Annotated in this window: 18 protein-coding genes; 11 read left to right on the plus strand and 7 right to left on the minus strand. The window is 47.2% G+C overall.

The features are described 5' to 3' along the window. Positions 1–53 precede the first annotated feature (53 nt). Positions 54–272, minus strand: a complete 219-nt coding sequence (locus tag JCM15124_RS05505; RefSeq protein WP_024998627.1) for a DUF4492 domain-containing protein — start codon at positions 270–272, stop codon at positions 54–56. 192 nt (positions 273–464) lie between these two features. Here JCM15124_RS05505 and JCM15124_RS05510 point away from each other — a divergent pair, with 192 nt between their 5' ends. The 5 genes from JCM15124_RS05510 (at position 465) to JCM15124_RS05535 (ending at position 7615) form a co-directional block, all read left to right on the plus strand. Then, the gene (locus JCM15124_RS05510) at positions 465–1949 is read left to right on the plus strand and encodes a TolC family protein (protein ID WP_373277529.1); all 1485 of its coding nucleotides are present in this window, start codon (positions 465–467) and stop codon (positions 1947–1949) included. Positions 1950–2061: 112 nt separating this feature from the next. Continuing rightward, positions 2062–3048, plus strand: coding sequence for an HlyD family secretion protein (locus tag JCM15124_RS05515; protein WP_024998629.1), 987 nt, complete (start codon positions 2062–2064; stop codon positions 3046–3048). Between the two features lie 43 nt (positions 3049–3091). Then, the gene (locus JCM15124_RS05520) at positions 3092–4255 is read left to right on the plus strand and encodes an ABC transporter permease (RefSeq protein ID WP_024998630.1); all 1164 of its coding nucleotides are present in this window, start codon (positions 3092–3094) and stop codon (positions 4253–4255) included. 120 nt (positions 4256–4375) lie between these two features. Further along, positions 4376–5677, plus strand: a complete 1302-nt coding sequence (locus JCM15124_RS05525; protein ID WP_024998631.1) for an ABC transporter permease — start codon at positions 4376–4378, stop codon at positions 5675–5677. Between the two features lie 498 nt (positions 5678–6175). Continuing rightward, a complete protein-coding gene (locus JCM15124_RS05535) occupies positions 6176–7615 on the plus strand; it encodes a hypothetical protein (RefSeq protein ID WP_051527365.1) in 1440 nt (479 codons plus the stop codon). Between the two features lie 141 nt (positions 7616–7756). Here the strand turns inward: JCM15124_RS05535 and JCM15124_RS05540 are convergent, their stop codons facing one another. From JCM15124_RS05540 to JCM15124_RS05565, 6 genes are all read right to left on the minus strand, one after another. Further along, the gene (locus JCM15124_RS05540) at positions 7757–10291 is read right to left on the minus strand and encodes a DUF5686 family protein (protein ID WP_084608898.1); all 2535 of its coding nucleotides are present in this window, start codon (positions 10289–10291) and stop codon (positions 7757–7759) included. A 28-nt stretch (positions 10292–10319) separates the two neighbouring features. Then, positions 10320–11627: an inositol-3-phosphate synthase gene (locus tag JCM15124_RS05545; protein ID WP_024998634.1), complete on the minus strand. Its 1308-nt coding sequence runs from the start codon at positions 11625–11627 to the stop codon at positions 10320–10322. Positions 11628–11701: 74 nt separating this feature from the next. Next, a complete protein-coding gene (locus tag JCM15124_RS05550; protein ID WP_024998635.1) occupies positions 11702–12403 on the minus strand; it encodes an HAD family hydrolase in 702 nt (233 codons plus the stop codon). A 6-nt stretch (positions 12404–12409) separates the two neighbouring features. Then, positions 12410–13363, minus strand: a complete 954-nt coding sequence (locus JCM15124_RS05555) for a CDP-alcohol phosphatidyltransferase family protein (protein ID WP_024998636.1) — start codon at positions 13361–13363, stop codon at positions 12410–12412. A 46-nt stretch (positions 13364–13409) separates the two neighbouring features. Continuing rightward, entirely contained in the window at positions 13410–14198 is a 789-nt protein-coding gene (locus JCM15124_RS05560; protein ID WP_024998637.1) for a hypothetical protein, read from the minus strand. After that, positions 14186–14923 carry a sugar phosphate nucleotidyltransferase gene (locus tag JCM15124_RS05565; RefSeq protein WP_024998638.1) on the minus strand — a complete coding sequence of 246 codons (738 nt, stop codon included), beginning with the start codon at positions 14921–14923 and terminating at the stop codon, positions 14186–14188. The genes JCM15124_RS05560 and JCM15124_RS05565 overlap by 13 nt, the downstream gene beginning before the upstream one ends. 606 nt (positions 14924–15529) lie before the next feature. Here JCM15124_RS05565 and JCM15124_RS05575 point away from each other — a divergent pair. The 6 genes from JCM15124_RS05575 to JCM15124_RS05605 all read left to right on the plus strand — a co-directional run bounded on the left by JCM15124_RS05575 (position 15530) and on the right by JCM15124_RS05605 (position 25108). Further along, positions 15530–16906 (plus strand): DUF5687 family protein, encoded by a 1377-nt coding sequence (locus tag JCM15124_RS05575; protein ID WP_024998640.1) that lies wholly within the window; start codon positions 15530–15532, stop codon positions 16904–16906. A gap of 57 nt (positions 16907–16963) precedes the next feature. After that, positions 16964–17668: an ABC transporter ATP-binding protein gene (locus JCM15124_RS05580; RefSeq protein ID WP_024998641.1), complete on the plus strand. Its 705-nt coding sequence runs from the start codon at positions 16964–16966 to the stop codon at positions 17666–17668. A gap of 32 nt (positions 17669–17700) precedes the next feature. Beyond that, positions 17701–18570: a GLPGLI family protein gene (locus tag JCM15124_RS05585; RefSeq protein WP_024998642.1), complete on the plus strand. Its 870-nt coding sequence runs from the start codon at positions 17701–17703 to the stop codon at positions 18568–18570. Next, positions 18570–19421 (plus strand): GLPGLI family protein, encoded by an 852-nt coding sequence (locus JCM15124_RS05590; RefSeq protein WP_024998643.1) that lies wholly within the window; start codon positions 18570–18572, stop codon positions 19419–19421. The genes JCM15124_RS05585 and JCM15124_RS05590 overlap by 1 nt, the downstream gene beginning before the upstream one ends. A 58-nt stretch (positions 19422–19479) precedes the next feature. Beyond that, positions 19480–22035, plus strand: a complete 2556-nt coding sequence (locus tag JCM15124_RS05595) for a peptidase associated domain and porin domain-containing protein (RefSeq protein WP_024998644.1) — start codon at positions 19480–19482, stop codon at positions 22033–22035. Between the two features lie 439 nt (positions 22036–22474). Next, positions 22475–25108 (plus strand): endonuclease MutS2, encoded by a 2634-nt coding sequence (locus JCM15124_RS05605; protein WP_024998645.1) that lies wholly within the window; start codon positions 22475–22477, stop codon positions 25106–25108. Positions 25109–25203: the final 95 nt, after the last annotated feature.

Raw genomic sequence — 25203 nt, forward strand, 5'->3', positions numbered from 1 at the left:
TTGTTCGTAGTCTTTCATCGTCGAAGGGCTCCGTAAGTCCCATGCTGACGGGGTTAATTCCGTTTCAGCATTTCCGTTTCTACGAATTTGGCTTCGTTTCCTTTCTTCGCATTCTGCTTGATGAAGTTAGGAAAAAAGAACAATTTAAGAATAAAAAACATGATAAAGAGCTTTACTAAAATTACCAGCCATAGCGTCTTGCCTATCGTCATACTTCTGAAACCGTCATAGTAAAGGTCGAATACCTTATATAAAAAGCCCTTCTTGTTCATTTAATGAAATTGTTCTAAGTTTTGTATTAAGTTCAATTGTTTATGCAAAAGTAAGAAAAAAAAATAAAACTTGTTCATTTTATCTCTAAAATTCCGCCCTTTAACGAAAATAAAGAAAATATAGAACAATTTTCTTTGCTTTGCATTTAAAATATTCTACTTTTGCATTCTGGTTACAACAAAGTTTATATGATGAGACTAACGTTGCTTTTCAGCATATTATTCACAGCTGTTCCATCGGCTTTTTCGCAAGAAACGTTATCGCTGCAACGCTGCCGCGAGATGGCTTTGGCGAACAATAAGCAGCTTGCAATATCGCGTGTTACAGCCGATATAGCCGAAAATACACACAAAGCAGCCAAGACAAAATATCTGCCGCGCGTTACAGGTATTGCAGGATACGAACACCTGTCGCGCGAAGTGTCCTTGCTCAACGATAAACAGAAGAAAACTTTATCGTCGTTGGGGTCGGCTACGGTGGATAAACTAAACGGACAAATAGGACAAAACATCAGTCAGCTGGTGCAGCAGGGCATTATTTCAGCCGAAGCAGCACAACGTCTGGGCGATGTTTTGGGCAATATAACCGCCCCATTGTCGCAGGCAGGCAACAACATTGGCGAGACAATACGTCAAGGATTGCGCACAAATACAAAGAATATGTACGCTGCAGGCATCATGGTTACGCAACCTATATACATGGGAGGTGGCATAAAAGCCATGAACGACATAGCTGCCATTGGTGAAGAGTTTGCCCAAAACGACATCGAACTGAAACGACAGACTGTGCTTTTCGCTGTAGACAACGCCTATTGGCTCATAGTTTCGCTACGAAAAAAGGAGCAACTTGCCACACAATATCGCAATTTGATAAGCAAACTGCACGATAACGTGAACAAAATGTACGATGCCGGCGTAGCGACAAAGGCAGACGGACTAAAGGTTTCGGTAGCCGTGAACACGGCAAACCTTACCATTACGGAAATAGAAAACGGCATTTCGCTTGCGAAAATGGCACTCTGCCAACTCTGCGGACTGCCTCTTGATGGCGATTTGAAACTCGAAGACGAAGATACCGATGAGCTTTCAGCCTTCACGCCCACCAATTATAATAATGTGGACACAGCCTTCAATGCTCGTCCCGAAGTACGAATATTGCAGAATACGGTCGATATAACCAAGCAAAGCACTAAGCTCATTCAGTCGCTTTATCGACCACACCTTGCCCTGACAGCAGGTTACACCATTACAAACCCCAATGCGTTCAACGGTTTCGAGCAGAAATTCAGAGACGTTTGGAGCGTTGGACTCGTCTTGCACGTACCTATTTGGAACTGGGGAGAAGGCAAATACAAGGTGCGGGCTGCTCGTGCGGCTACCCAAATGGCACAAATGGAACTGAGCGATGTGCGCCACAAGATACGTTTGGAGATGGAACAGAACCGCTTCCGTTTGAAAAATGCAAACTCGCGCCTTGCTACGGCGAACAAGAATATGGCATCGGCAGAAGAAAACCTGCGTGTAGCCAACCTCGGGTTTACCGAAGGTGTAATGACTGTTACCGATGTTATGCAGGCACAAACGGCGTGGCTGTCGGCAAAAACAGCCATTATAGATGCCGAAATAGCCGTGCGCACCGCACAGGTAGGACTGAAAAAGGCACTTGGCGAACTGTAAAAACGGCTAAAGACAGCAGAAAATGCAGCAGCCAAACTTCGCTTCGTATGCTTCAAAATATCGAAACAAAATTGCAACAGAAATAAAACCAACAATATAAAAGGCTTTCATTATGTCAGCAAAATCGCAACATAACAATATTCTTTTAGCCATTCTCGGCTTTGCCACCGTAGTTGTATCGGTGGCAGTAATAGGCTATTTCACATTAGGAAACGAAGAAGAGATTATACAAGGAGAAGTGGAAGTCAGCGAATACCGTGTGGCTTGCAAACTGCCGGGGCGCATTACCGAGCTGCGAGTAAAGGAAGGCGACTACGTTCATAAAGGCGATGTGCTGGCAGTGCTCGAAATTCCGGAGGTCAGCGCACAGGAAAAGGTTGCCGCCGCCGCAGCAGGCGCAACCGAAGCATTAAGCGACTTGTCGGAAGCACCTAACCGACAGGAGATTATAACAGCAGCCTACAAGGTGTATCAACAAGCCATTACTGCCAACGACATAGCCGAAAAGACCTACGGACGCCTGCTCCGATTATACAACGAGGGCGTTATTTCTGCCCAAAAGCGCGACGAAGCCGAAGCCGCTTTCGAGACAACGAAGTCGGCAGTAGATGTGGCACGTGCTCAATACGAGCTTGCAACGAGCGGAAAGCGTGAGGAAACGAAGCGGGCAGCAAAGAAACAAGCACAGGCGGCACGCTCGGCGGTAGACGTGGTGAAGTCTATTTTGAAAGAAACAGTGCAGCGGGCAACTGCCGACGGTGAGGTTTCTACCATCTATCCGAAGGTGGGCGAACTCGTAGGACTGGGCAGTCCCATCATGAGTATATCGATGGTGAACGACGTCTGGGTAACCTTCAACATTCGTGAAGACCAGCTGAACGGTATGAAAGTGGGCACAAAGCTGAAGGCTTTCTTGCCTGCGTTCAACAAAGACATCGATTTGCAGGTAACCTCTATTAAAGACCAAGGTACGTATGCGGTGTGGAAAGCTACAAAAGCCAACGGACAATACGACCTGAAAACCTTCCAAGTGAAAGCAAAACCCATTGGCAAGTTCGACGGATTACGCCCCGGTATGTCGGTGATACTGAAGAAATAACGCCAAAAAGAATAGAACAAGCAAAGCAAAAACAACCCCGACCGTGTTCCGACGCATCATAAGAATAGCTGCACGAGAGGTAGGGCAGATGCTACATACGCCTATCTACTTGTTCTGCATGGTAATTTTTCCGATTATCGTGCTGTTCTTTTTCACGTCGCTTATGAATGCCGGACAACCCAAAGATATGCCTTGTGGTGTGGTAGACAACGACAATTCCACCGTAACCCGTTCGCTTGTGCGTCGTTTAGATGCCTTTCAGAACACTAAGGTGGTGGCACATTACACGAACGTAAACGAAGCACGGCGCGCCATTCAGCAAGGCAAAATCTATGCGTTTCTGTACATTCCCGAAGGCACCACGGCGAAACTCATCAGTGGCAGACAGCCCAAAGTGTCGTTCTACTACAGCAATGTGAGCCTTATGGCAGGGGCTTTGCTCTTCAAAGACCTGAAAATCATCACCACACTTGGCTCTGCAGCCATCGGCTCGGCAAAGCTTGAGATGCTCGGAAAAACCGAACGCGAGATAAAAGCAAAGCTCCAACCCATTGCTCTTGATGTGCATACGATAGGCAATCCGTGGCTGAGCTACAACATCTACCTGTCTACAATTATGGTGCCGGGTGTGTTAATGCTGTTCATGTTGCTCATTACGGCGTATTCGATTGGTACGGAACTGAAGTTCGGACGTTCGAGAGAGTGGATGCAAATGGCAGGAAAGAATATCTTCATCGCCATTTCGGGCAAGTTGTTGCCGCAGTTCCTTGTGTTCTTCACCATCTTTTTGGGCTACGAATGGTATGTTTACGGATACTTAGACTTCCCTCACCCCGGTGGAATTGCCAAGATACTGCTGCTCGCACTGCTCACCGTGGCATCGTCGCAAGGCTTCGGCATATTTGTTTTCGGACTGATGCCGTCGCTCCGTATGTCGATGAGTGTTTGTTCGTTATGGGCAGTAGTGGGCTTTTCGGCTTGCGGTGCCACCTATCCGCTGTTTGCAATGGACTCGCCCATCATAGCAATTGTACAGCTCATACCGCTCCGACATTATTATATGGTGTACCAAATGAGCATTTTCAACGGTTATCCGCTCATAGACGCATGGCCGCACGTGGTGGCACTCGTGGCATTTGCAGCCCTTCCTTTGCTCACGGTTCGCAATATTCGACGGGCGATGTTGGAGTATGTATATATACCTTGAGGCAACTGTCGGAGCGTGGTTCGCAATGCTTTTCATACAAAACAATAATAGAATAAAACATTATAAAACCCTGCATTAAGTTTATTTCCTTTTGCAAGAAAGAGGGCTCGAGCGTGATTTATGGGTAAGAAATCAAACAATCGTCGCACTGACGTTAATGGCAACTTGATAGTTTCTATCTGCTACATCTGGTGGATAGAGATGAAGAACACCATCAAAGACGAAGGCGTGCTTATCTTCTTCATTCTTGTTCCGTTGCTTTATCCGCTCCTTTACTCGTGGATTTACAACAACGAAGTGGTGCGCGATGTGCCCGTTGTGATAGTAGACCAATCGCACACGGCTACCTCACGCCGGTTCATTCGTATGTTCGATGCCTCGCCCGAAGTAAAGGCTGCCTACTATTGCAACAGTCTTCCCGAAGCCAAAGCCCTTGTGGCACACCAAAAAGCCAACGGAATTATGCTCTTTCCCGAAGACTTTGAGCGCACACTGAACCGCGGAGAGCAAGCCCATGTCAGCATTTATTGCGACATGAGCATAATGCTTGCCTACAAAGCCATTTACCTAACGGCAGTCTATGTGTCGCTCGACATGGGCAAGGAACGGCAAAAAGAAATGATAGGAACGGTTACCGTGCGCGACGAAGAATTGAGAACGCAACCCATGGAGATAGTCGAAGAACCCATCTTCAACGTTACGGGCGGATACGGAAACGCCATTCTTCCCGGCGTGCTGATACTTATTTTGCAACAAACACTGCTGCTCGGTATTGGTCTTTCGGCAGGTACGGCACGCGAAAATAACCGCTATCAAGACCTTGTACCCATCAGCAAGCACCACAACGGCATACTGAAAATAGTGTTGGGCAAGTCGCTTTGCTACTTCATGATATATTGTGTGGTGTCGGCTTACATCACTTTGGCAGTGCCACGCTTCTTCCACTTCACGATGTTGGCGCAGCCCACCGACCTTATCCGCTTGCTTGTGCCCTATCTTTTATCGGTTATTTTCTTCGGTATGACGCTTTCGTGCCTTGTTCGTTATCGCGAAAACGTAATGCTGCTTGTCGTGTTTACTTCTATTCCCTTCCTTTTCCTGACGGGTGTCAGTTGGCCGCAGAGCAATATTCCCGGTGCTTGGGAAGGTCTGTCGTGGCTCGTTCCGTCTACCTTCGGTGTGCGTGGCTTCCTCCGTCTGTCGTCTATGGGGGGCACATTTGCCGACATACGCACCCAAGTGTTTGCCCTTTGGGTGCAAGCCGCCATATATTTCTCCATCACCTGCCTTGTCTATCGCTATCAGATAATCAGTGCCCGCAAACACGCCATCGCACATGTAAAGAGCATGAAGGATAAAATTGAGCAGGCACGGACAGCAAGAAAATCGCAAACTACGGAGGATAAGGCAACACAAAATTAGTCCGATCGTTTTCGTTTTGCAGCTCGATGCAAACACCCCCAAATCTCCCTTATTCTGTAAAGATAATTCTGTTAAAAAGTGATATAATCGCTTTGACGTTGCGAAACCGTAGGTTTTGCATTGCAAAACCTACGCTTTTACCGTGCAAAACCTACGGTTTTGGAACGCAAAACAATAGGTATTGTAAAGTGTTGGTAATAAGATGGTTACGCAACACATATTTCTGCGAAAAATATTTACGCTTTTGCAGCCTTTTTACAGCTGTTTTTCTACCATTTTTAACCCAAATCGGCATTAGAGTAATAGCAAATATAAGCAAATGCGTCCTAATTACCGATTTGGGTTTAAGAAACTTTGCAGAAACCATTTCGCATAACAAATAATTTCGTACCTTTGTTCTCGTTAGCCGCAGCGACAATTGTTTGCTTTTCTTTGCGTTGCAGAAAGGCAAAATTAGAACCGTTTTCGCTCGTTATTAACTTCAAAAACACTTAGTCAATGAAATACATAGACATAACAGAAAAGTTGGAAGAATTTTACCATCATTTGAATGCATCCGATGTAGACAGAACTATCTTCTCGGCAAAATTCGGTGATGGCAAGACGGAGTTTCTGCATCAGTTCAAAGAAAAGTATAGCAATGAATACACTTTCTACACACTCTATCCTGTCAATTACCAGATTGCGCCCAACGAACAAATAATGGAGTATATCAAGCACGATTTGCTTTTTCAGCTGATTCAAAATGGCAGTTTCATTCCAATTGACGATATTCCTGACCATATCTTGGTTCAGTGGTATGTATATGAGAATTCATTCGATATACTAAAGGATATTATCAAGTTTGCTCCCTCTATAATTGGGAGCGGAAATCAGTTTGCTGCTGTCTTAAAAGGAGTAACGGCACTTGTAAAAGGTATCGAAAAGAAAAGTAAAGAGTTTGACGATTTCAAAGCAGGAATTACAGAAGGAAATTTTGAAAAAGCTGTAAAAATTATTGGTAACCTCTCTGAAGGTGCAGGAAATATATACGAATTAGACTTAATAAGCTGGTTGATTGCGCAGAGTATTGCTAACAAAGGTGGAAAGTCTGTACTCATTATAGAAGACCTCGACCGCATAGACCCTGCACATTTGTTCAGAATCTTGAATATCTTTTCTGCCCATATCGATAGGCATTATCTATGCAGCGACAAGACTATCAATAAAGATGGTAAAGAAAAACAATTTGATGAACTTCCAAATAAGTTTGGATTCGATAAGATAATCTTTGTTATGGACTCTGATTCAACAAAAGCAGCTTTCGAGAATTTCTATGGTAACTCTAACTATGAAGGCTACATTAACAAGTTTTTCTCGAAGCGCGTTTTTCATTATTCAATAGCTGCGTATGCACACGAATTACTGTATACACATATTGAAGAAAAATGTGGAATGAATCAGAGAATATTTGATTGGGCTTTAAACTCAATAGGTGTCGAAATAGAACTGAAATCTGTGCGAGATATAGCCAAAGTTCTTGACAACTTTGAAGATGCTTATAGAAAAGAGAAAGTAAGTGTAACAGATGATTTTTGCTTCTTATCTGATACACCTTTTGTTAAGTTACTTGCGACATTGGGAAGATTAGGAGTAGAAAGAATTCAAATGGTAGAGTTGCTTGATAAAGTAGGAGATAAGTATAAAGAAGAGCAAAAAGAAGAAGAATTTATAGGACTATTAGGTTGCTTTGCAATGAATACAGATTCTATTTGCCAATATAAGCATATATATTATAACGGACGATTATATAGAATGATATTTAGTCTTGACCAAGATGGATATAGTATCTTTAGAGGTGCAAAGTATAGCTCTAATAACGAAGCACTTCTACGGTATGCTTCTTTAACTATAAAAGGATATGAGATACTGAAGAAAGCTCTCAAATATGTAAATTAAATACTTATAAATAAAACTAAGAGCTACTATATATAATAAGGTGTAATGCCAAATAGGCAATAAAAAAATGTAGGGACAAATGTTCGATTTGCCTCTACATTCTTTTTTATATAGCTGTTTCAGACCTTTTGTGTCGTTGTTTTAGAATACCAAGTTGAAGCCGAAGCGTATGCCGTGCTTTGAAATGCCCGGTAGGTCGGTGTAGGTGAGGCGTCGCACATAGTCCACTTCAAACATCTTTAAGATGTTGTGCACACCTATTACGAGTTCCAAATAAGGCTTTTTGCCCATTACGTTGGTGCCTTCGGGGAACTTATAAAGCTCTGTATCGGCGGCATTCTGCGGCAACAGTGGGTTGTTCTTGTCGGTAAGGTGTCCCCACATACCTTTGAAAGCGAGGTATTCGCGCCACTTCAGTTTCTTCACGAGCGGAATACGGTTGAACACTTTGCCCTCCAAGTTCCACGCAAGGTTGAACTGTGCGTAGCGGTCGTTGAGGAATTCGAGGTTCTCCATTAAGTTGAATGACCCTTGATGCTCGAAGTACGACGTGTTTACAGGGGGCATAATGAGCAGGTGATAGGGCACTTTGTTCCATTGCGCACCTGCTTTTAGTCGCATGTCGAACTTGCCCCAGCTGCCGAGCCATATACGTTTGTATGCCGAAAGTTCGGTAAGGTTGTAGCTGAACTGTCCGCCTAAGACGTTTTTAAGACCGATAGTGTGGGTCAGCGTGAACTGCGGAGCGTCTAAATTCACCTCGAAGCGACGCTGTTTCGAGTTGATGTAGCTTTGTCCGGGGCGGTAATCGAAGCCTACGGTGAGCGATGTCATGCGCACTTTATCGACAAACGAGCCGTCCATACGTTCGTAATAGAGTTTTCCCAATGGGCGGTTGCTCTCGGTGTTCAGCTGTATCTGTGTGGAAAGACCGTAGTCGGTTTCCCATTGGAAGCCCAGTCTTTGCCTGTTGTATAGGTACAGTTTCTCCACCTTTACGGGGCGGAAAGTCATAAAGATATTGTCTTTGTTGTGTATGAGATACTTGTCTGACGGCGATTCCAAGTCGCGATACGACTCGAAAGAGAGTGTGCGGATAGGAAATTCCGTAGGTTGGTACTCGGGTTTCTTGAACGAATACGTCAGCTTACCGCCGTAATAGTGTTCTTTCGACTTTGTTCCGTAGGCATAATAGCCTTCTGCAAACCAGTGCGGACTTAGGTTGGCAGTGGTTCGTGCGGCAGCTCGCAGGCGTATTCCGTCTATGTAGTTCTTCGAAATGAAGGTGTTTACAGGTCCTATATCCACCTTGCTTGCTGTCTTTTCCGAGCCTGTTTCCACAAAGTTTTCGGCGAAAGCCTTTACCACGAACATAACGGTTTGGAAACCTTTGGTGCGCCCCATGCGCTTAATAAAGTTGTCCATATTGTGTTCGCTCTTCGATAGGGCAGTGGTGCGGTGCTGCTCCCAGAAGCCATCGTCGCGCATTTTCGCGTTCGGGTCGTATGCTTTCTTTGCTTTTCCTTTGAAAAGGTGAGGGTCTATCGGCTCAAATGCGTAGTTCTGCAAGCCTGTGGTGCGTATAACGAGCACTTGCCGGAGCATGGAAACAAGTTCCAACTCTGCCATCATGTCGTCTGTGGTAAGCACCCAGTCGCCGTTTGTGAGCTTGGAATATTCCTGTCTGAACTTCATAGCTGCGACAAAGTTCACGCCCGTGCCTGCCGGGAGCTGCATATCGCAACGTCTTACGTGCAGAGAACTGTCGTTCAGCACGTACAATTCGCCACGGAAACCGAAGTCTTGCTGGTTTGCGGGCATAAACTGGAGGCGTATGCACTCGTCGTCGCCCACCTTTACCGTGTCGTCGATGTAGAAATGGTAGAACGAGATGGCAGTAGAACCGATGGGAGAGGGGAAGCGTGCCTGCAGCAATTCTATCTGGTCGTCGTACAAGTCGATGTCTTTAAAAAGGTCTTTCACGATGGTATTCATCGCCTCGCCTGTCTGTATGAGTTGCGAAATACCCTTTGTGCTCTGCCCCTTTATGATTTCTTTCTCATCTTTCGGCGACTTTCGGTAAACGTGTTGCGTAACCGTTTCGTCTACGGAGATAGGCAATATCATCTTGTTATTGTAAGGACACATTTCCACTTGTTCCCTTAACCACGGCGCATTCTTGAACATTCCCGTCTCCAACTGTGCTTGGGTGATGTTGTTGAGTGCCATCGTAACCTTTTGATACTTGTCGTATTGATAGAAGTCGTGGTTGTTTAAGTTGGTCTTATGCTTGGCAGCAATAACCCTTCGCATAAGTTCCACAGCCGGATTGTTCTTTCTTGAATACCTGTGGCGTCGTTTCGCCTTTACCACAACACCTTCCAATTGCTTCGTTATTGATATTAAAGTAACTAAAAGTTCGTTCGGTGTCTTTTCCGTTATCCTTATTTTGCGTGGTTTGTAGCCTACTGCGGTAACCTCGAGCATTTGTCCGTTGTGCCTTGCAATGGTGAATTTGCCGTACTGGTCGCCCGCTGTTGCAATCTTTAAACTTCTGTATGTGGCATTTGCATACGCAATAGTGTCTTGCGTCTGTGCATCAATTACAGTGCAGTGCAAGTCTTGCGCTGCTGCCGTTGTTATCCCGATAAATAATCCGAGTAGCAAGAAAGCCATTCTTGCTGCCCGGTTTTTTTGTGTTCTTTTAATCAATTTCTTCATCAGCTTCGTAACCGCCCATTTCGCGGATAGCATTCTTCAGCATGGTGTATTGCTGGAAGAGGTTGTTCACAGCTTCCTCTCCTTGCGTATAATCGTGCATCGGACTCTTGAGATAGAAGCTCAAGAAGCGTTGTATGCCGTAGCGTCCGTCGCGCGCAGCAAGGTCGCTCAGGAGCGCAAGGTCGAGCAACAGCGGTGCGGCGAGGATAGAATCGCGGCAGAGGAAGTTAATTTTAATTTGCATAGGATAGCCCATCCAGCCAAAGATGTCGATGTTGTCCCACCCCTCCTTGTCGTCGTTGCGAGGCGGATAGTAGTTTATGCGCACCTTGTGGTAGATGTTTCCGTAGAGGTCGGGCTGCTCGTCGGCTTTGCAAATCGTCTCCAAGGTAGAGAGTTTGCTCACTTCTTTCGTGCGGAAGTTGGCAGGTTCGTCGAGCACAAGTCCGTCGCGGTTGCCCAGAATGTTGGTTGAGAACCAGCCATTCAAGCCCAAAGACCGTGTTTTAATGATAGGCGCAAATCCCGATTTCACGAGTGTCTGCCCTGTTTTGAAGTCCTTTCCCGCAATCGGCATACGTGTTTTCTCTGCCAGTTCCCACATGGCAGGAATGTCTACCGTCGTATTTGGCGCACCCATAATGAAAGGACAGCCTTCGGCAAGTGCAGCGTAGGCATAGCACATAGAGGGTGCAATGTGTTCGCGGTCGTCGGTTTTCATGGCTGTTTCGAGCTTTTCGAGCGTGCCGTGGAAGTCTTCTTCGTATGGCACATATATCTCTGTCGATGCTGCCCACAGCACTACGATGCGGCTGACGCCTTTCTCCTGCTTGAAGTTCCGAATGTCTTTGCGCAGTTCTTCCACCATTCCCCAACGCGTTACGCCTTGTTTCACGTTGTCGCCGTTGATGCGTTTCGCATAGTTCTTGTCGAAAGCAGCCTTCAATGGCTTTATTGCCTCAAGCTCATCGCGTACAGGTTCGATGTCCTTTGCTTTTAAAACTTCGGCATATACAGCCGCCTGATAAGCGTTTTGCGGGTACACGTCCCATGTTCCGAACACGATGTCGTTCATTTCGGCAATCGGTACGATGTCTTTGTAGTGAAGATACTTCTTGTCTTTTCCTTTCCCGACACGTATCTTGTCGTACTGTGTCATTGCGCCAATAGGCTTTGCCAAGCCTTTACGAGCCATTAACACACCGGTCATGAATGTAGTCGCTACAGCTCCACAACCTACGACCATAATTCCCAATTTACCTTCTGCGGGTGCAACTTTTCCCTGTTTCATTATTATTAGTTTTAAAATTTTGAACGGATTGTTAGACTATTTATTGTTATTTTTATATATGCTTTTAGTCTTTTTCATATATTCAGTTCTTTCAAACTCGTTATTACGCGGTCTGCCACGCCCTGTTCCGGCTCGTCGGACGTCCAGCTTTCACCTTTTATCCATACGGTTTTGCAGCCGATGGAGTGGGCAGGCACAATGTCTTTTGTGTAGCTGTCGCCCACCACAACGACGTTTTCGGCAGGCAACTGTAAGGTTTCTACGCCCAACTGATAGATGCGTGGGTCGGGTTTGCGCACGTTTACCACTGCGCTCTCTATGATTTCTTGGAAGATACCGTCCAAACCGAACTCCTGCAACACCACACCGATGTTGCCATAGAAGTTGCTCACCAATACAAGCGGATAGCTTTCCTTGAGTTTCAGCAGCACTTCCTTGCTTTCTGCCACTGTTCTGACAACGTCGTTGTAGAGCAGTTCCACCATCTTGGCGCGTTTGTTGGCAAGCGAAAAGCCCGTTGCGGCAACAAGCCCTTGCAGTTGCAGGTGCTCGGATTGCAGCCTTATCTTCTCTTCCAATGTGCGGCGGAAGGTGAAGTCGGGCTGTATAATCGGATTTTTGCCCAATGTTCGCTCGGCATAAACATAGGCTTTGCGATACTGTTCCTCTGTTATCGGGAAGCCAAGCTGCTCGCAGGCGTGCCAAATCTTCATACCCCAATGGCAGCCGGCGGTGTCTATGGTGCCGCCATAGTCGAATATATATCCTTTTATCATAGTGCTTTAAGCATTTAACAGTTCTCTCATTACTCGGCAATGGTCTTCGTGTCGTTTGTGCATAAACATATAGACGACGGTGTAGAGCAGAATTTCAACGAAGAGATAAACCCACGGACAGCCTGCCAACACCGTTATATAAATAAGTATGGCACGCGAGTTGAACGTCAGGAAGTTGGCTATCGGCATCAGCGGACGGCTACCTTCGAGAAACTTTTCCTTCCATTCTGCGGGTATATTCTCCACTGTTCCGTAGCGTTCGTTGAGTTCTTGGCGCAGTTTCTGGAACTCCGGCGTGCGTCGTTCTTGGTTTTTGCAGTAGTTCTGATAGTTGGAATGGAACGCCCAATCCCAAAACACGCCCTTCTTTCCCTTCAAACGCTCCACGATAGCATGCTCCGCTGCATAGCTGTCAAGCTCCGAACCCGCCTTCCCCTTGAGGAAATAAAGGTGTATTTGTCGGTAGTAGTCAGCCAACGAACTTTGTTGTGCGTGGCAAACAAACCCTGCAATGGCACCCAAAGCGAGTCCGAGAAATCCCCAAACCTCTGTTGTGCCCGGCATGGGCTGATGCCAAATGCGCAGTACAATGGCAAGATAGATGGCTGCAAACCACGTGTCGCCTGCGAAACCGTCCAAGCATCGCCCCTTCATAGAACGTTGGTTGGTGAGCCGGGCAAGTTGTCCGTCGGTAGAATCGCAAAGGTTTGCCAACACCAAAAGCACTACACCTATTATATTATACCACACGTCTTGGAAGTAGAACATAGCCCCTGCCGCCACACCCAAGAAGATTGACAAGATTGTAATGGTGTTTGGCGTAACACCCAACCGATACCACAGCAAGGCAAAAGCCAAGCCGACGGGGCGTGTGAAGTATATATCGAGCCATTCCTCCGTTTCGTCAGACTTCATGGAGGCCTTCAACAGCTCGCTGAAAGATTTGTTTTCTATGTTCATAATTCGTTTTCTTACACTTCGGAAACGAAACAGACAGGTTTCGTTCCTACATTTCCTGCCGTGCCGCAACGTAGGCAACTATTGCCTTTGCAGCCTCGTCTCTGCACCTTGAGAAGCTCGGCCAATCGTTGAAGTCGATGATGCAGAACGCTCCGTCAGCCGTTATAATGGCGTCGCCCCCGTACACCGGCGTTTCGGCAATTGCGGCAAGGCGGTTGGCTGTCGTTGCCAATGCTTCCCAATCGAAGGGGTAATGGTGGGCAATACCGTTGCGTTGCTCGTCGCCAAACTTTGTCGTGCCGTCGTCGGTAGGGTAGAAGTAGCGAAAAAATGCCGTACCCTCGACACCGTAAAACTTCACGATGTCGCCCACGATGTGCGCCTGCACCACGGTGTTTGCGATGCCCCGACTGCGGAAAGCTGCCTTTGCTGCTTCCAGTTCCGCCTCGTCGGCACAATAGCGTATGTCGTTTCGTGTCTGCGCAGCTTCGTCGCCACGCTTTATCCAATAGCCGTTGTTGCCCTCTTGGGGCGGCATGGGAATGGCGGCGTTGCGCATCAGTGCCGTTATTCGGCTGCGTTGGCAGTTTCTGATGCCTGCCACCGGGTTCACGATGCACTTTTCGGCTGCGTTTTCTTCGAGCAAAGCCAGTGTTTGGGGCATTCGTCCCATGTTCAATATCGTGTCCGCCTCGGCAACATCGACGATATTCAGCCGACTCTCGGCTACAATTCTGCCCCCCATCGGCAATGCCACTGCCGTGAGAATGGCAAGGTCTTTCTCCACCGAATTGGGCGAAAAGCGTGGGTCGCGCTGTATGGCTATTGTCCGCATGCCGTGCTGTTTAAGAACTGTTCCGCCTTTTCTATGTCGGAAGCGTGGTCGATGTCGAGCACCTTTGTAAAGGGGTGTGCCACCGCTTTGCGTCCGTCGGCAATCAGTGCACGCTGAAAATTGCGCATTCGGCTTTCGTTTCGCTGCATGCAATCGTCGAGCGTGCGGAGCGTTTTCGGGTGCAATCCGTAGATGCCGCCCGATATATAGACACAGTTCGCCTCGTTCGTGTCGTAGAAACCTGTAATGTTGCGTTCGTCGTCCGTACCTACATAGAGCGGCTTTTCGTCGTCTATGTAAGTCGTTACGCCCATGTAGGCTTGCACACCGTTGCCGATAGCCCGTGTAAAAGCGTCGATGTACGCCTTGAATTCGTCTTCGCGGAAGATGGTATCTACCGTTGTCAGCACAAACGGTTCGTCGGTGAGCCATTGACTTAGTTCCGCAAAGCTGTGCATAGAGCCGGGTGTCGATTTCACAATAAAGCGCAACGGAACGTCCTTCCCTGCCAATCCGTGCCGGTGGATATGGGCAAGATGCGCCTGCACATCGGTCATTTCTTCGTTGCAGATAACCACAATTTCGGTGGCATTGTTGTCGCAAAACACCCGGATAAGGCGGTCAATAAGTGGTTCGCCATTGACTTTTACCAATGGTTTCGGTGCTGTTACGCCTTCTTTTGCAAGTCGTGAGCCGTTTCCTGCGGCAATAATGGCATACTTCATTGTTTGTTTTTCTGCTTGACGAAAATTGTTTTATTTCATTTGCATGACAAAGATACACTTTTTTAATTGAAAACGAGAGCCGAAAAAGAAGTTTTTTACATTATATATAAAATAACATTAAATTCTTGTTCCAAGCTCTGAAACAAGCCGAGAAAAGTGTAAATATTATTCGCAAGCGTAGCTGCCGCATAACTGTCTTGCTGTCAATGCTTTGCCAAACCTATTGTTTTGCGTTGCGAAAGCGTAGGTTTTGCACGGTAAAAGCGGCTGTTTTGCATTGCAAAACCTACGCTTTTGGATCGCAAAATCGAAATTATCGTTTTTCTTATAAATAAACTTTACAAAGCTAAAGCGTTTTCCAAGGGCTTTTCTAGAACTCCTAGGGGCTCTAGGGGCTCTAGGAAATCTAGGAAACCTATACCTCCCACGCACCTCGTAGCCTTGCCCCAACGCCACCACACACCACATTCCGCCTACCTCCAAAGGCTGCCTTTCAGTGTTATTTTCTGCCAAAAGCATCATAAAAACGTAAAAAGTTGGCGGTTTCTATCGTTTTTATTTATATCTTTGTAACTGAAAACATAATAATAAATCCTATATAAGCAAATGTTAAAACTACTTGTACAGCTGCAAATAACGAAGAAACGCCGCAACTTTAAGTGGAAAAACTTTTTCCTTGCTGCCTACTTTTATTTTCTCATAGCCATTGTATTTGCTTCCACGCTTGCAGGCACAGACGATAAAGTATGGAGGTTGATGGCGGATTTGAAGTGGGAAAGCATTGTCCCCATAATTGCTTCAATGATGCTTCTGCCCGATATGATAGCCAAATTGATATTCAAATCGGACTCCGCCATTATGGACGCCTACATAAAATCGCGCCCTGTCAGTAAACGAACGTGGATTGCTTTCATCGCCATTGCCAACATTGCAAACTTCTGGACGTTGGCTTGGGCGTTGCCGGCAGCCGTTGGCTGTTTCTTTGCAATGCCTTTCGGCACAGCCTTAGCATCGGCATTGCTGTTGCTTTCCGTATCCTACATAAACAGTTTGGCTATCGTTGCCCTCCGCACCGCACAGGGTTGGGAATGGAAATCGGCAGTAATAGTGGGCTGGATTATGTGGTGGTCGTTGGCGTTCATGCACGGATTGAACCTCCTTGGAATGTCGTGGGGCATACACATTGCCTACTTCTTCGTGCTCATCGCAATTGCCCTCTATCTTGAATTTTACTATCTAGGCTATTTGCGCAGCTACGACGAGAACAAGCGGAAGAAGAAAAACGTAAGCAAATCGCGCCGTTCGGCGTTCTTTATAGAGATGCGTCCTTTCCTTCGTGGCAAGCGATTGCGTATGATGATAATACTTCCCGTCTTCCTTATCTTGGAAGCCTATTGGTTCGGATATATAGGTTATGGCGACCCGGAAGCCCCCAACAACAACATCATCTTGCCCCTTGCCATTATGACGGTGCCCATTATAATGCTGCAACTTACGTTTGCATTGGAAGGAAACTACTTCGATGGTTTGTGGACACGCCCTGTAAGCATTGAGCGACTGCTGTTGCGCAAATACTATACAGCCGCTCCGTTGGCGGTAGGTAGCTTCTTGTTGCTGCTCCCCACTTACTTCTTGTTCGATACAAACCTCTTTATACTGGTTAGCAGTATGCTCTTTTCGATTGGATTTGCCAATCTTGTTATGCTCACTTACTGTTTCCGCACCAAGGCAATAGACATCTTTGCATCAGGTTTTATGAACACACAAGGTACCGATTTCAGTGCTTCGAGCTTTGCAATAGCCTTCACCGTGATGTTAGGACCCATACTGCTGATGACCGTTTTGCCTGCAAACGTTTTCGGAATCTTGCTCAGTGGACTTGGTGTGGTGGGATTTGCCGTACACAAATATGCTATTGCGTGGATAGCGCGCCGTTACGAAGCAAAACGCTATCGCCACTTTGAACGGTATAGAGGCAATTAACAGCCGAACGAAACATTTATACAAGAAAACAAAAACATAAGATAACAATAGCCGAATATGGAAATAAAGATAGAGAATTTAAAGAAGATTTACGGACAGAACACCGTGATAGACATACCCGAACTGAAGCTCCACAAGGGCGAACTTATAGGACTTGTGGGCAATAACGGTGCCGGAAAGACCACGCTGATGCGCCTTATACTCGACCTTATCGGTGCCAACGAGGGGCGTGTGCTCTCTAACGGCAACCCCGTAAACGAGAATTTCGAGTGGAAACAATACACGGGGTCGTTCATAGACAAAGGTTTCCTCATCGATTACTATACGCCTGAAGAGTTCTTCGACTTTGTTGCGGGTGTCTATGGCATCGACGATGCAACGCTTTCGGAACGTCTGCACGGCTTTGAATCGCTGATGCGCGACGAGATAATGGGCACAGGGAAACTTATTCGCGACTTTTCCGAAGGAAACCGACAGAAGATTGGCATCATCGGCGCAATGATAGTGAACCCCGAGATGCTTATTCTCGACGAACCTTTCAACTATCTCGACCCATCGTCGCAGATAAACATAGCCCACATTATCCACGAGGTGAACCGGCAACACGGCACTACCGTGCTGATTTCGAGCCACAACCTGAACTTCGTTTCCGAGATTTGCAACCGCATCATACTGATGGAAAAGGGAGTTATCTTGAAAGATTTAACCAACGCCGACGGAGCAGCAGCCAAGGAATTGCAAAGCTATTTTGAGGGAATGTAGGTGCAACGGCAATAACATTATATTATAAAGATATGATACCAAGGGTGCTTTTTACTACTTTCGTTTACCTTTCTGCCACACTTTCGACTTATGCCAAGCCGAAAGAAGGAGGGAAGATAGACAAGGTAAAGTACGAAATTACCTATCGTACGAAAAGCATTACCGACACCACAAAGGTCGATTCGCTCGGCGGTTTCATCTACAACGAGGAGGATATGCGCCTCGATGTGGGCGAGCGGGTGAGTTTCTTTTACAGCTATTCCAACCATATCTACGAGCAACAGCGCATCGAAATGATAAACAGAGGCGAGTTCTCGGCACCTGCCATACGCGGCGGAAGCATCAATTGGAAGCTGTTCAAGAACTTTCCGGAGGGCAAAACAACTTATGTAGACCGTGTTTTCAGCGACGGTTTCCGCGTGGTAGAACCCATAGAGCAGCCCCGCTGGGAACTGATGCCCGACAGTACGGCTCGCATTCTCGGCTACGATTGCCAAATGGCACGCTGCAATTACAAAGGCAGACAATGGACGGCATGGTTCGCAACCGATATTCCAATCGACAACGGACCGTGGAAATTGGACGGATTACCGGGACTTGTGCTCCGCGCATACGACAATTCCCGCCACTATATCTTCGATTGCGTAGGCTTAAAGCAAACCGACGGCACACCCGACATGGTGTTCGATGCCAATCTGAACGACTACGAGGAAACTTCTATGCGCAGCTTGCAGCAGCTAAAAGCCAACACCACGCCCATGGATATTATGAATAGAAATGGCAAAGGCGTAACGTTTAAGGTGGTGAGCGGTAGTGTTAATGGCAAGCTAACCGAAGCACAACAGGAATCAATGCGCAGGCAAATGCAGAAAAAACAACCACAAAACCCAATAGAAAGATGATGAAACGTATTACTTTAACATTGGCAGCACTCGCCCTTGCAGTGCTTACCGTGAGTGCAAAACCTAACAAAAAGAACGAGAACAAAGTTATCGACAAGCTCAAGTACACCATTACTTATCGTACAAAGAGTGTGCGCGACACCACGAAAACAGACTCGGTGGGTCGTTATAACTACCAGAACGACGACATGCAGCTCGAAGTTGGCGAGAAGGTAAGCTACTTTTATAGTGCCACGCGCCGCGCTTATATGGAGAATTTGCTGAAGTCTCTCGGTGGAAACAACATTCAAATTCAGACCTCAACCCCCTCGCGAGGCAACCTTTCGATGAACTTCTATCGCAATTATCCTACAGGAAAGTCTACTTATTTAGACGAGGTTCTTGGCGAAGACTTCCGCATCATCGAGCCTTTGGAGCAGCCCAAGTGGGACATTATCGCCGATAGCACGAAGCAAATCCTCAATTACGACTGTCAAATGGCACGCTGTACGTTCAAAGGACGCACATGGACGGCATGGTTCACCGCCGATATTCCATTGGATAACGGTCCTTGGAAGCTATGCGGACTGCCGGGATTGATACTCCGTGCTTACGATGCCAAGCAGCAATACATCTTCGACTGCGTGGGCATGAAGCAGGCAGCAGAGGGCGAAAACATTACTTACAACTCCGATTTCGATAAGTATAGCACTTCAACAATGAAGGAATTTGTAGACTATCAGCGCAAGGCATTGCCCGAAGATATATTTGCAGCGAAAGGAATAAAGATAGAAGTGTCCGAAGAAATGAAATCGGAAGTGCAGCAATTATTGGCGAAACCGCAGCCCAGCAATCCACTCGAATTGTACTAATTCGCTCTTTCAGGTATGCAAGACCTGCCCCCGTAAACCACCAATAAAACCTTCTTCTATGGAGAAAACATTAACCATAAACGCTAAAAACACCTTCTTCCGCTCGTCAGAAATGGGCTGGGAGAGGGTGTTTGCGCTTTCCGTATTTCTTCTTTTTGCCCTTCTCGCATCGGCGCAAAACCGCATTTCGGGCGTTGTCGTGGATTCTTTAACCCACAAACCCATAGTAAAAACCAACGTAATGCTGCTGAAAGACGGCAAGGTTGTTACCTTTTGCCGTACCAACGATAAGGGTGAATTCAGCTTTACGCACAGCACCGACAACCTGAAAGAACTGCAGTTGCAAGCCACGGCAATGGAATACGAGAAGAAGCGAATACACATTGCCGCCCCAACAGGCAACCGCATAGCAATGGTGCAAAAGGTTTTTGAGATGCAGGAAATAACGGTGAAGGCAGGACCGATAACGGGTGGCAAGGACACCATTACGTTCGACCTTACCCGTTTCGCATCGGAAAGAGACAATTCGTTGAAAGATGTGCTGGCAAAACTGCCCGGCGTGCATGTCGGAAGCGACGGAAAGATAAGTGTAAACGGCAAGGACATCAGCCGTTTTACGGTAGAAGGGCTTGACCTTAGCGACGGAAAGTACAACAAACTCACCGAAAACATAAAGGCAAAGGACGTGAAAAAGGCGGAGGTAATAGAGCACGACCAACCCATTAAGGCTTTGCGCGACAAGGTTTTCAGCGACAATGTAGCCATGAATGTAACGCTGAAAGACGATGCCCGCGACCGTCTTTCGGTAACGTTGCGCCCCTATCTTGCCATCGGAAAGCCATCGCACGTCGCCGGTTCAGCCAATGCCATACAGATAGGGAAGCGCAAACAGATAATGTACGATGCCATATACGACCGTCGGGGCAGAGATGTGGCACAGTCGGGCTTTGCTTTTGTCTTCGACTATATGGCACCACGGGCGGCTTCGCTCTCGTCGTGGTACGCTGTTCCTAACCTGAAAGCACCGATAGAAGCCGACCGCTTGCGCTTCAACACGTCGCAGAGCTACAGCATCAACCGTCTGATGAAGACGAAAAACGACAGCGAGGTGCGCATAACTGCCGACTATTTCCGCAACGTTCTCCGCCAAAACACCTCCAACAGCTCTACTTACTACTTTGCCGAAACGCCTACCACCACCACCGAAAACCACCGTATGACGCTGAAAGAAGATGTGTTCAACTTCAGCATAGACAAGAAAATAAACACCGAAAAGCATTACGGCTCGATGCGTTTCAGCGTGAATGCCGGGCAAGACGATGCCTTGTCGGAACTGCAAAGCACCGGGCACGCCAACCTTTCGCAACGGGTGCGCACGCCCGAAGTGAACGTGAAAGGGTACATTACCACCACGCAAAATCGTAAGCGTGGCACGCTTTCGCTGCAATCGATAGTAGATTACCACCATTCGCGCAACGATTTGTATATCAATAGCGACCGCGAAAACATTCAATCGAACCTTTGGCACAACAACAGTCAAGTGAGTTGGCGAACCACAAAGAACGGTTTCACGCAGAACTACAACTTCGATGTAGACCTGCAACACCTCAATGTGCGCAACGGACACACACTGATAGCTTTCAATTCGTCGCCTTCGCTCAACTACAGCAAAGGCAAATGGCGTGCCACGGTGCGTCAGGGAATGGCATTAAAGTATTTCACCGGGCAGCGTAAATGGTACTTCCTTGTGTCGCCCTCGCTGTATGCGAACTACAAAAAGAGCAGTCGCACCGAAACAAACGCGTCGTTTGGCTACAACCAATCGATACAAGGACTGTCTGCCTTCGCCCTCGACAGCTACCGAACCAACTACCGCACGTGGCAGGTATCGCCCACTTTCATGCCTCGCACCGGCTCGCTGTTCTTCAATCTGACGCACAATTACAAGCGTGTAGTAAAGGAATTTTTCAGCAATTTCTCGCTGAATGCCAACCGCACATGGAGCAATTCGGTGGTGGATATGCAAATTCAGAACGGCAACTACCTTATGACGTATGCCCCACACAACACGAAAAACACCGGCATTACGGGGCGTTTCTGGGTTTCAAAAGGCTTCTACAAGCATCATTTCAAAATGTCGTGCAGCGTTTCGGCGGCTTATAGCGACGGCGAACAATACACAGGGGGCAAAGTGGTGGGCTACCAATACCGTTCATTAACGCTTTCGCCCTCGCTCACTTATTCGCCTTCGTGGGCGTTTGTAAGCTACAATGGCGATTTCACCATGAGCAAATCGACGTCCGACAATGCGTCTATGGCATCGCGTTTCAACTGGAAACAGAGTCTTACGCTTACTTCCACCATTCAGAAAGTAGACCTTTCGCTTTCCGGCATCTATTATCACAACCAACTGGAGGGCGCAACGCTCAACACATTCCTTGCCGATGCGAAGGTAACTTGGCGACAAAAGAACTTCCTTGTGCTTGCCACGCTTGCCAATTTGTTCAACAAACGCAACTACGTAGAGACGTCGTACAGTGGTGTAGGCATCTTTACAAACAGCTACGAACTGCGCCCGCGGGAGCTGATTTTTACCTTTGAATTCAGGTTCTGAAACAGAAAAAGAATGCCATAAAACCGTAAAGATTTTTCATAAGAATATCTGTCGCGTAACAACTTCATTATCAACGTATTGCAAAACCTATTGTTTTGCGTTCCAAAACCGTAGGTTTTGCACGGTAAAAGCGTAGGTTTTACATCGCAAAACCTACGGTTTCGCAACGCCAAAGCGATTATATCACTTTTTAACAGAATTATCTTTACAAAATCAAGGCGATTTCGGTGCATTGTTTTCTAGTTCTTCTAGAAAATCTAGAATGCCTAGATTACCTATTATTTCTATCCTCCCCATACCCTCCGTAAAACACCTTTAATCCCTAAAAAATGCAATTAATAAACAAACTCGCATCGGTTTTAAAAAGAAAAATAGTAACTTTGTCGCTCCAAACACGCCTTGACAAAGGCGCACGATAACGACAATTTTACAGGTAAAGATGATATATCCCGACAATTTTGAGCAGAAAATAGGTTTCAACGAAATACGCACGCTCTTGCACGAGCATTGCCTTTCCACGCTCGGACGCGAGCAGGTAGACGGCATGGACTTCTCTACCGACACGGAACAGATAAACCGCCGGTTGGCAGAAGTGCGCGAGTTTCGACGCATTCAGGAAGGTGCAGAGGTCTTTCCGCTCGACAATGTGTTCGACGTTCGGGCGAGTGTGGCACGCATTCGCCTTGAGGGCACACACATGGAAGAGGACGAACTCTTCGATTTGAAGCGTTCGTTGGAAACCATCATCGCAATTGTAAAGTTTCTAAGCGCAGGCGACGAGTTGCCCAATGGCGACATTCAGCACACTTATCCTGCCCTTTATGCCCTTGCCGACGGCGTGGCTACGTTCCCGATACTGGTGCAACGCATCGGTCAAATTATCGATAAATTCGGCAAAATGCGCGATTCGGCATCGCCCGAACTGCTCCAAATCCGCCGAGAACTGGCACGTATGGAAAGCAGTATATCGCGCACGCTGAACCGTATCTTGCATTCGGCACAGAGCGAAGGCGTGGTAGACCGTGATGTAATGCCGACGATGCGCGACGGCAGACTGGTTATACCTGTTGCACCGGGCATGAAACGCAAGATTTCGGGCATTGTTCACGATGAGAGTGCCACCGGAAAGACGGTCTTTATAGAGCCTGCCGAGGTGGTGGAAGCCAACAACAAGATACGCGAACTTGAGAACGAGGAACGCAAAGAGATTATCCGCATACTGCGAGAGTTCGCCAAACAGGTGCGTCCGCATATTCGCGAAATTCTCGATTCGTATCATTTTCTTGCACTTATCGACTTTATCCGTGCGAAAGCAGAGCTGGCTCGCATGTTCAAAGCCATTGAACCGGAAGTCGGAACCGAGCCTTACGTAGACTTCATTTGTGCCGTTCACCCGCTGTTGCAGCTTTCTCTGTCGAAGAAACAGCGCACGGCAGAAAACAGCGACGCCCCTTTGGCAGTGGTTCCGCTCGACATTCAGCTCACAAAAGAGAAACACCTGCTCATTATTTCGGGTCCCAATGCCGGTGGAAAGTCGGTTTGTCTGAAAACCGTCGGACTGCTTCAGTACATGCTTCAGTGCGGTCTTTCAATCCCGGTAAGCGAGCGTTCTGCCGCAGGAACGTTTCGCAACCTCATGATTGACATAGGCGACGAGCAGAGCATAGAGAACGATTTGAGCACCTATTCGTCGCATTTGATGAACATGAAGAACATGATGAGGCAGGCAGACCGCCACACGCTCATCTTAATCGACGAGTTCGGAACGGGCACAGAGCCGCAAATAGGCGGTGCCATCGCCGAATCGGTGCTGAAACAGTTTTGGAAAAAGCAGGCGTGGGCGGTGATAACAACCCACTATCAGAACCTGAAGCACTTTGCAGAAGACCACAAAGGCGTGGTAAACGGAGCTATGCTGTACGACAGACACGAGATGCGCCCGCTCTTCCGGTTGGCTATCGGGCGGCCCGGCAGTTCGTTTGCCATCGAAATAGCACGCAAAACGGGCATTCCGGAAGAAGTTATCAGCGACGCTTCTGCCATTGTCGGCTCGGATTACATACAGAGCGACAAGTATTTACAGGATATTGTCAGAGATAAACGTTACTGGGAAACCAAGCGGCAAACCGTGCATAGCCACGAAAAAGAATTGGAACGAACCATTGCCAAGTACGAAAAGGAAATGGAGGAGTTGCGCCAAAGCCGCAAGGAAATCATCAAGAAAGCGAAAGCCGAAGCTGAGGAAATAATCCGAGAAAGCAACAAACGCATTGAAAACGTTATAAGAGAGATACGCGAACAGCAAGCCGAAAGGGAAGCAACAAAGCGACTTCGCCAAGAACTGGCTGAATATGAAGAGGCTATGCTCAACGATTCGGTATCTGCTTTAAACAATAAGAACAAGGCAAAAGCGAAGAAAGCAGCCGGCAAACAAGCGATGCGCGAAGACGGTTTGATGACCGACGAGGAACTGAAAGCAAAGATTGATAAGATAAAGAACAGGAAAGAACGGCACGAACGTCGTTTGCAGGAAAAGGAAGAACGCAAGCAGAATGCTGCCGAAGCGTTGAAAGCGGCAGCACAGAAACATGCAGCAAACCGCCCCATCAGTGTTGGCGACACGGTACGCATAAAGGGACTGACCTCAATAGGTGAGGTTGAAGCGACCGATGGCAAGCAAGCGATGGTGATATTCGGCGGTATGCGCACCAAAATGGCGGTTTCCCGATTAGAGCGTGCCGACGATGCTGTGGTGCAAGAGAACCAAAAGCAGTTTGCAGTTTATAATTATAGCCGACAGACACGCGAAACCATCGACCAACATCGCAACCGGTTTAAGCAGGAAATAGATGTGCGGGGCATGCGTGCCGACGAGGCTTTGAACCAAGTGCAATACTTCATCGACGACGCCATACTTGTGGGTGTAAGTCAAGTGCGCATATTGCACGGCAAGGGAGACGGCATTCTGCGCACCATGATTAGACAGTATCTGAACTCCGTTCCAAACGTAAAAAGCTGCCGGGACGAGCATGTTCAGTTTGGTGGAGCAGGCATAACGGTGGTGGATTTATAGGAGGTCGTTGCCCTGAAATGACTTCTAAAACACCTGAGAGCCTTCGTTCTTTAGCCCAAATCGGTTCATTAGCGTCCTAACGACCGATTGGGGTT

The sequence above is a fragment of the Prevotella falsenii DSM 22864 = JCM 15124 genome (genome assembly GCF_000613945.1).
Classification (GTDB): domain Bacteria; phylum Bacteroidota; class Bacteroidia; order Bacteroidales; family Bacteroidaceae; genus Prevotella; species Prevotella falsenii.

What these genes read in the sequence shown, in the direction of transcription:
- JCM15124_RS05515 (WP_024998629.1), top strand. Translation starts at nt 2,062, where the DNA reads ATGTCAGCAAAATCGCAACATAACAATATTCTTTTAGCCATTCTCGGC.
- JCM15124_RS05540 (WP_084608898.1), bottom strand. Translation starts at nt 10,291, where the DNA reads ATGGCTTTCTTGCTACTCGGATTATTTATCGGGATAACAACGGCAGCA.
- JCM15124_RS05525 (WP_024998631.1), top strand. Translation starts at nt 4,376, where the DNA reads ATGGGTAAGAAATCAAACAATCGTCGCACTGACGTTAATGGCAACTTG.
- JCM15124_RS05595 (WP_024998644.1), top strand. Translation starts at nt 19,480, where the DNA reads ATGGAGAAAACATTAACCATAAACGCTAAAAACACCTTCTTCCGCTCG.
- JCM15124_RS05510 (WP_373277529.1), top strand. Translation starts at nt 465, where the DNA reads ATGAGACTAACGTTGCTTTTCAGCATATTATTCACAGCTGTTCCATCG.
- JCM15124_RS05535 (WP_051527365.1), top strand. Translation starts at nt 6,176, where the DNA reads ATGAAATACATAGACATAACAGAAAAGTTGGAAGAATTTTACCATCAT.
- JCM15124_RS05565 (WP_024998638.1), bottom strand. Translation starts at nt 14,923, where the DNA reads ATGAAGTATGCCATTATTGCCGCAGGAAACGGCTCACGACTTGCAAAA.
- JCM15124_RS05580 (WP_024998641.1), top strand. Translation starts at nt 16,964, where the DNA reads ATGGAAATAAAGATAGAGAATTTAAAGAAGATTTACGGACAGAACACC.
- JCM15124_RS05575 (WP_024998640.1), top strand. Translation starts at nt 15,530, where the DNA reads ATGTTAAAACTACTTGTACAGCTGCAAATAACGAAGAAACGCCGCAAC.
- JCM15124_RS05560 (WP_024998637.1), bottom strand. Translation starts at nt 14,198, where the DNA reads ATGCGGACAATAGCCATACAGCGCGACCCACGCTTTTCGCCCAATTCG.
- JCM15124_RS05505 (WP_024998627.1), bottom strand. Translation starts at nt 272, where the DNA reads ATGAACAAGAAGGGCTTTTTATATAAGGTATTCGACCTTTACTATGAC.
- JCM15124_RS05550 (WP_024998635.1), bottom strand. Translation starts at nt 12,403, where the DNA reads ATGATAAAAGGATATATATTCGACTATGGCGGCACCATAGACACCGCC.
- JCM15124_RS05585 (WP_024998642.1), top strand. Translation starts at nt 17,701, where the DNA reads ATGATACCAAGGGTGCTTTTTACTACTTTCGTTTACCTTTCTGCCACA.
- JCM15124_RS05590 (WP_024998643.1), top strand. Translation starts at nt 18,570, where the DNA reads ATGAAACGTATTACTTTAACATTGGCAGCACTCGCCCTTGCAGTGCTT.
- JCM15124_RS05545 (WP_024998634.1), bottom strand. Translation starts at nt 11,627, where the DNA reads ATGAAACAGGGAAAAGTTGCACCCGCAGAAGGTAAATTGGGAATTATG.
- JCM15124_RS05555 (WP_024998636.1), bottom strand. Translation starts at nt 13,363, where the DNA reads ATGAACATAGAAAACAAATCTTTCAGCGAGCTGTTGAAGGCCTCCATG.
- JCM15124_RS05605 (WP_024998645.1), top strand. Translation starts at nt 22,475, where the DNA reads ATGATATATCCCGACAATTTTGAGCAGAAAATAGGTTTCAACGAAATA.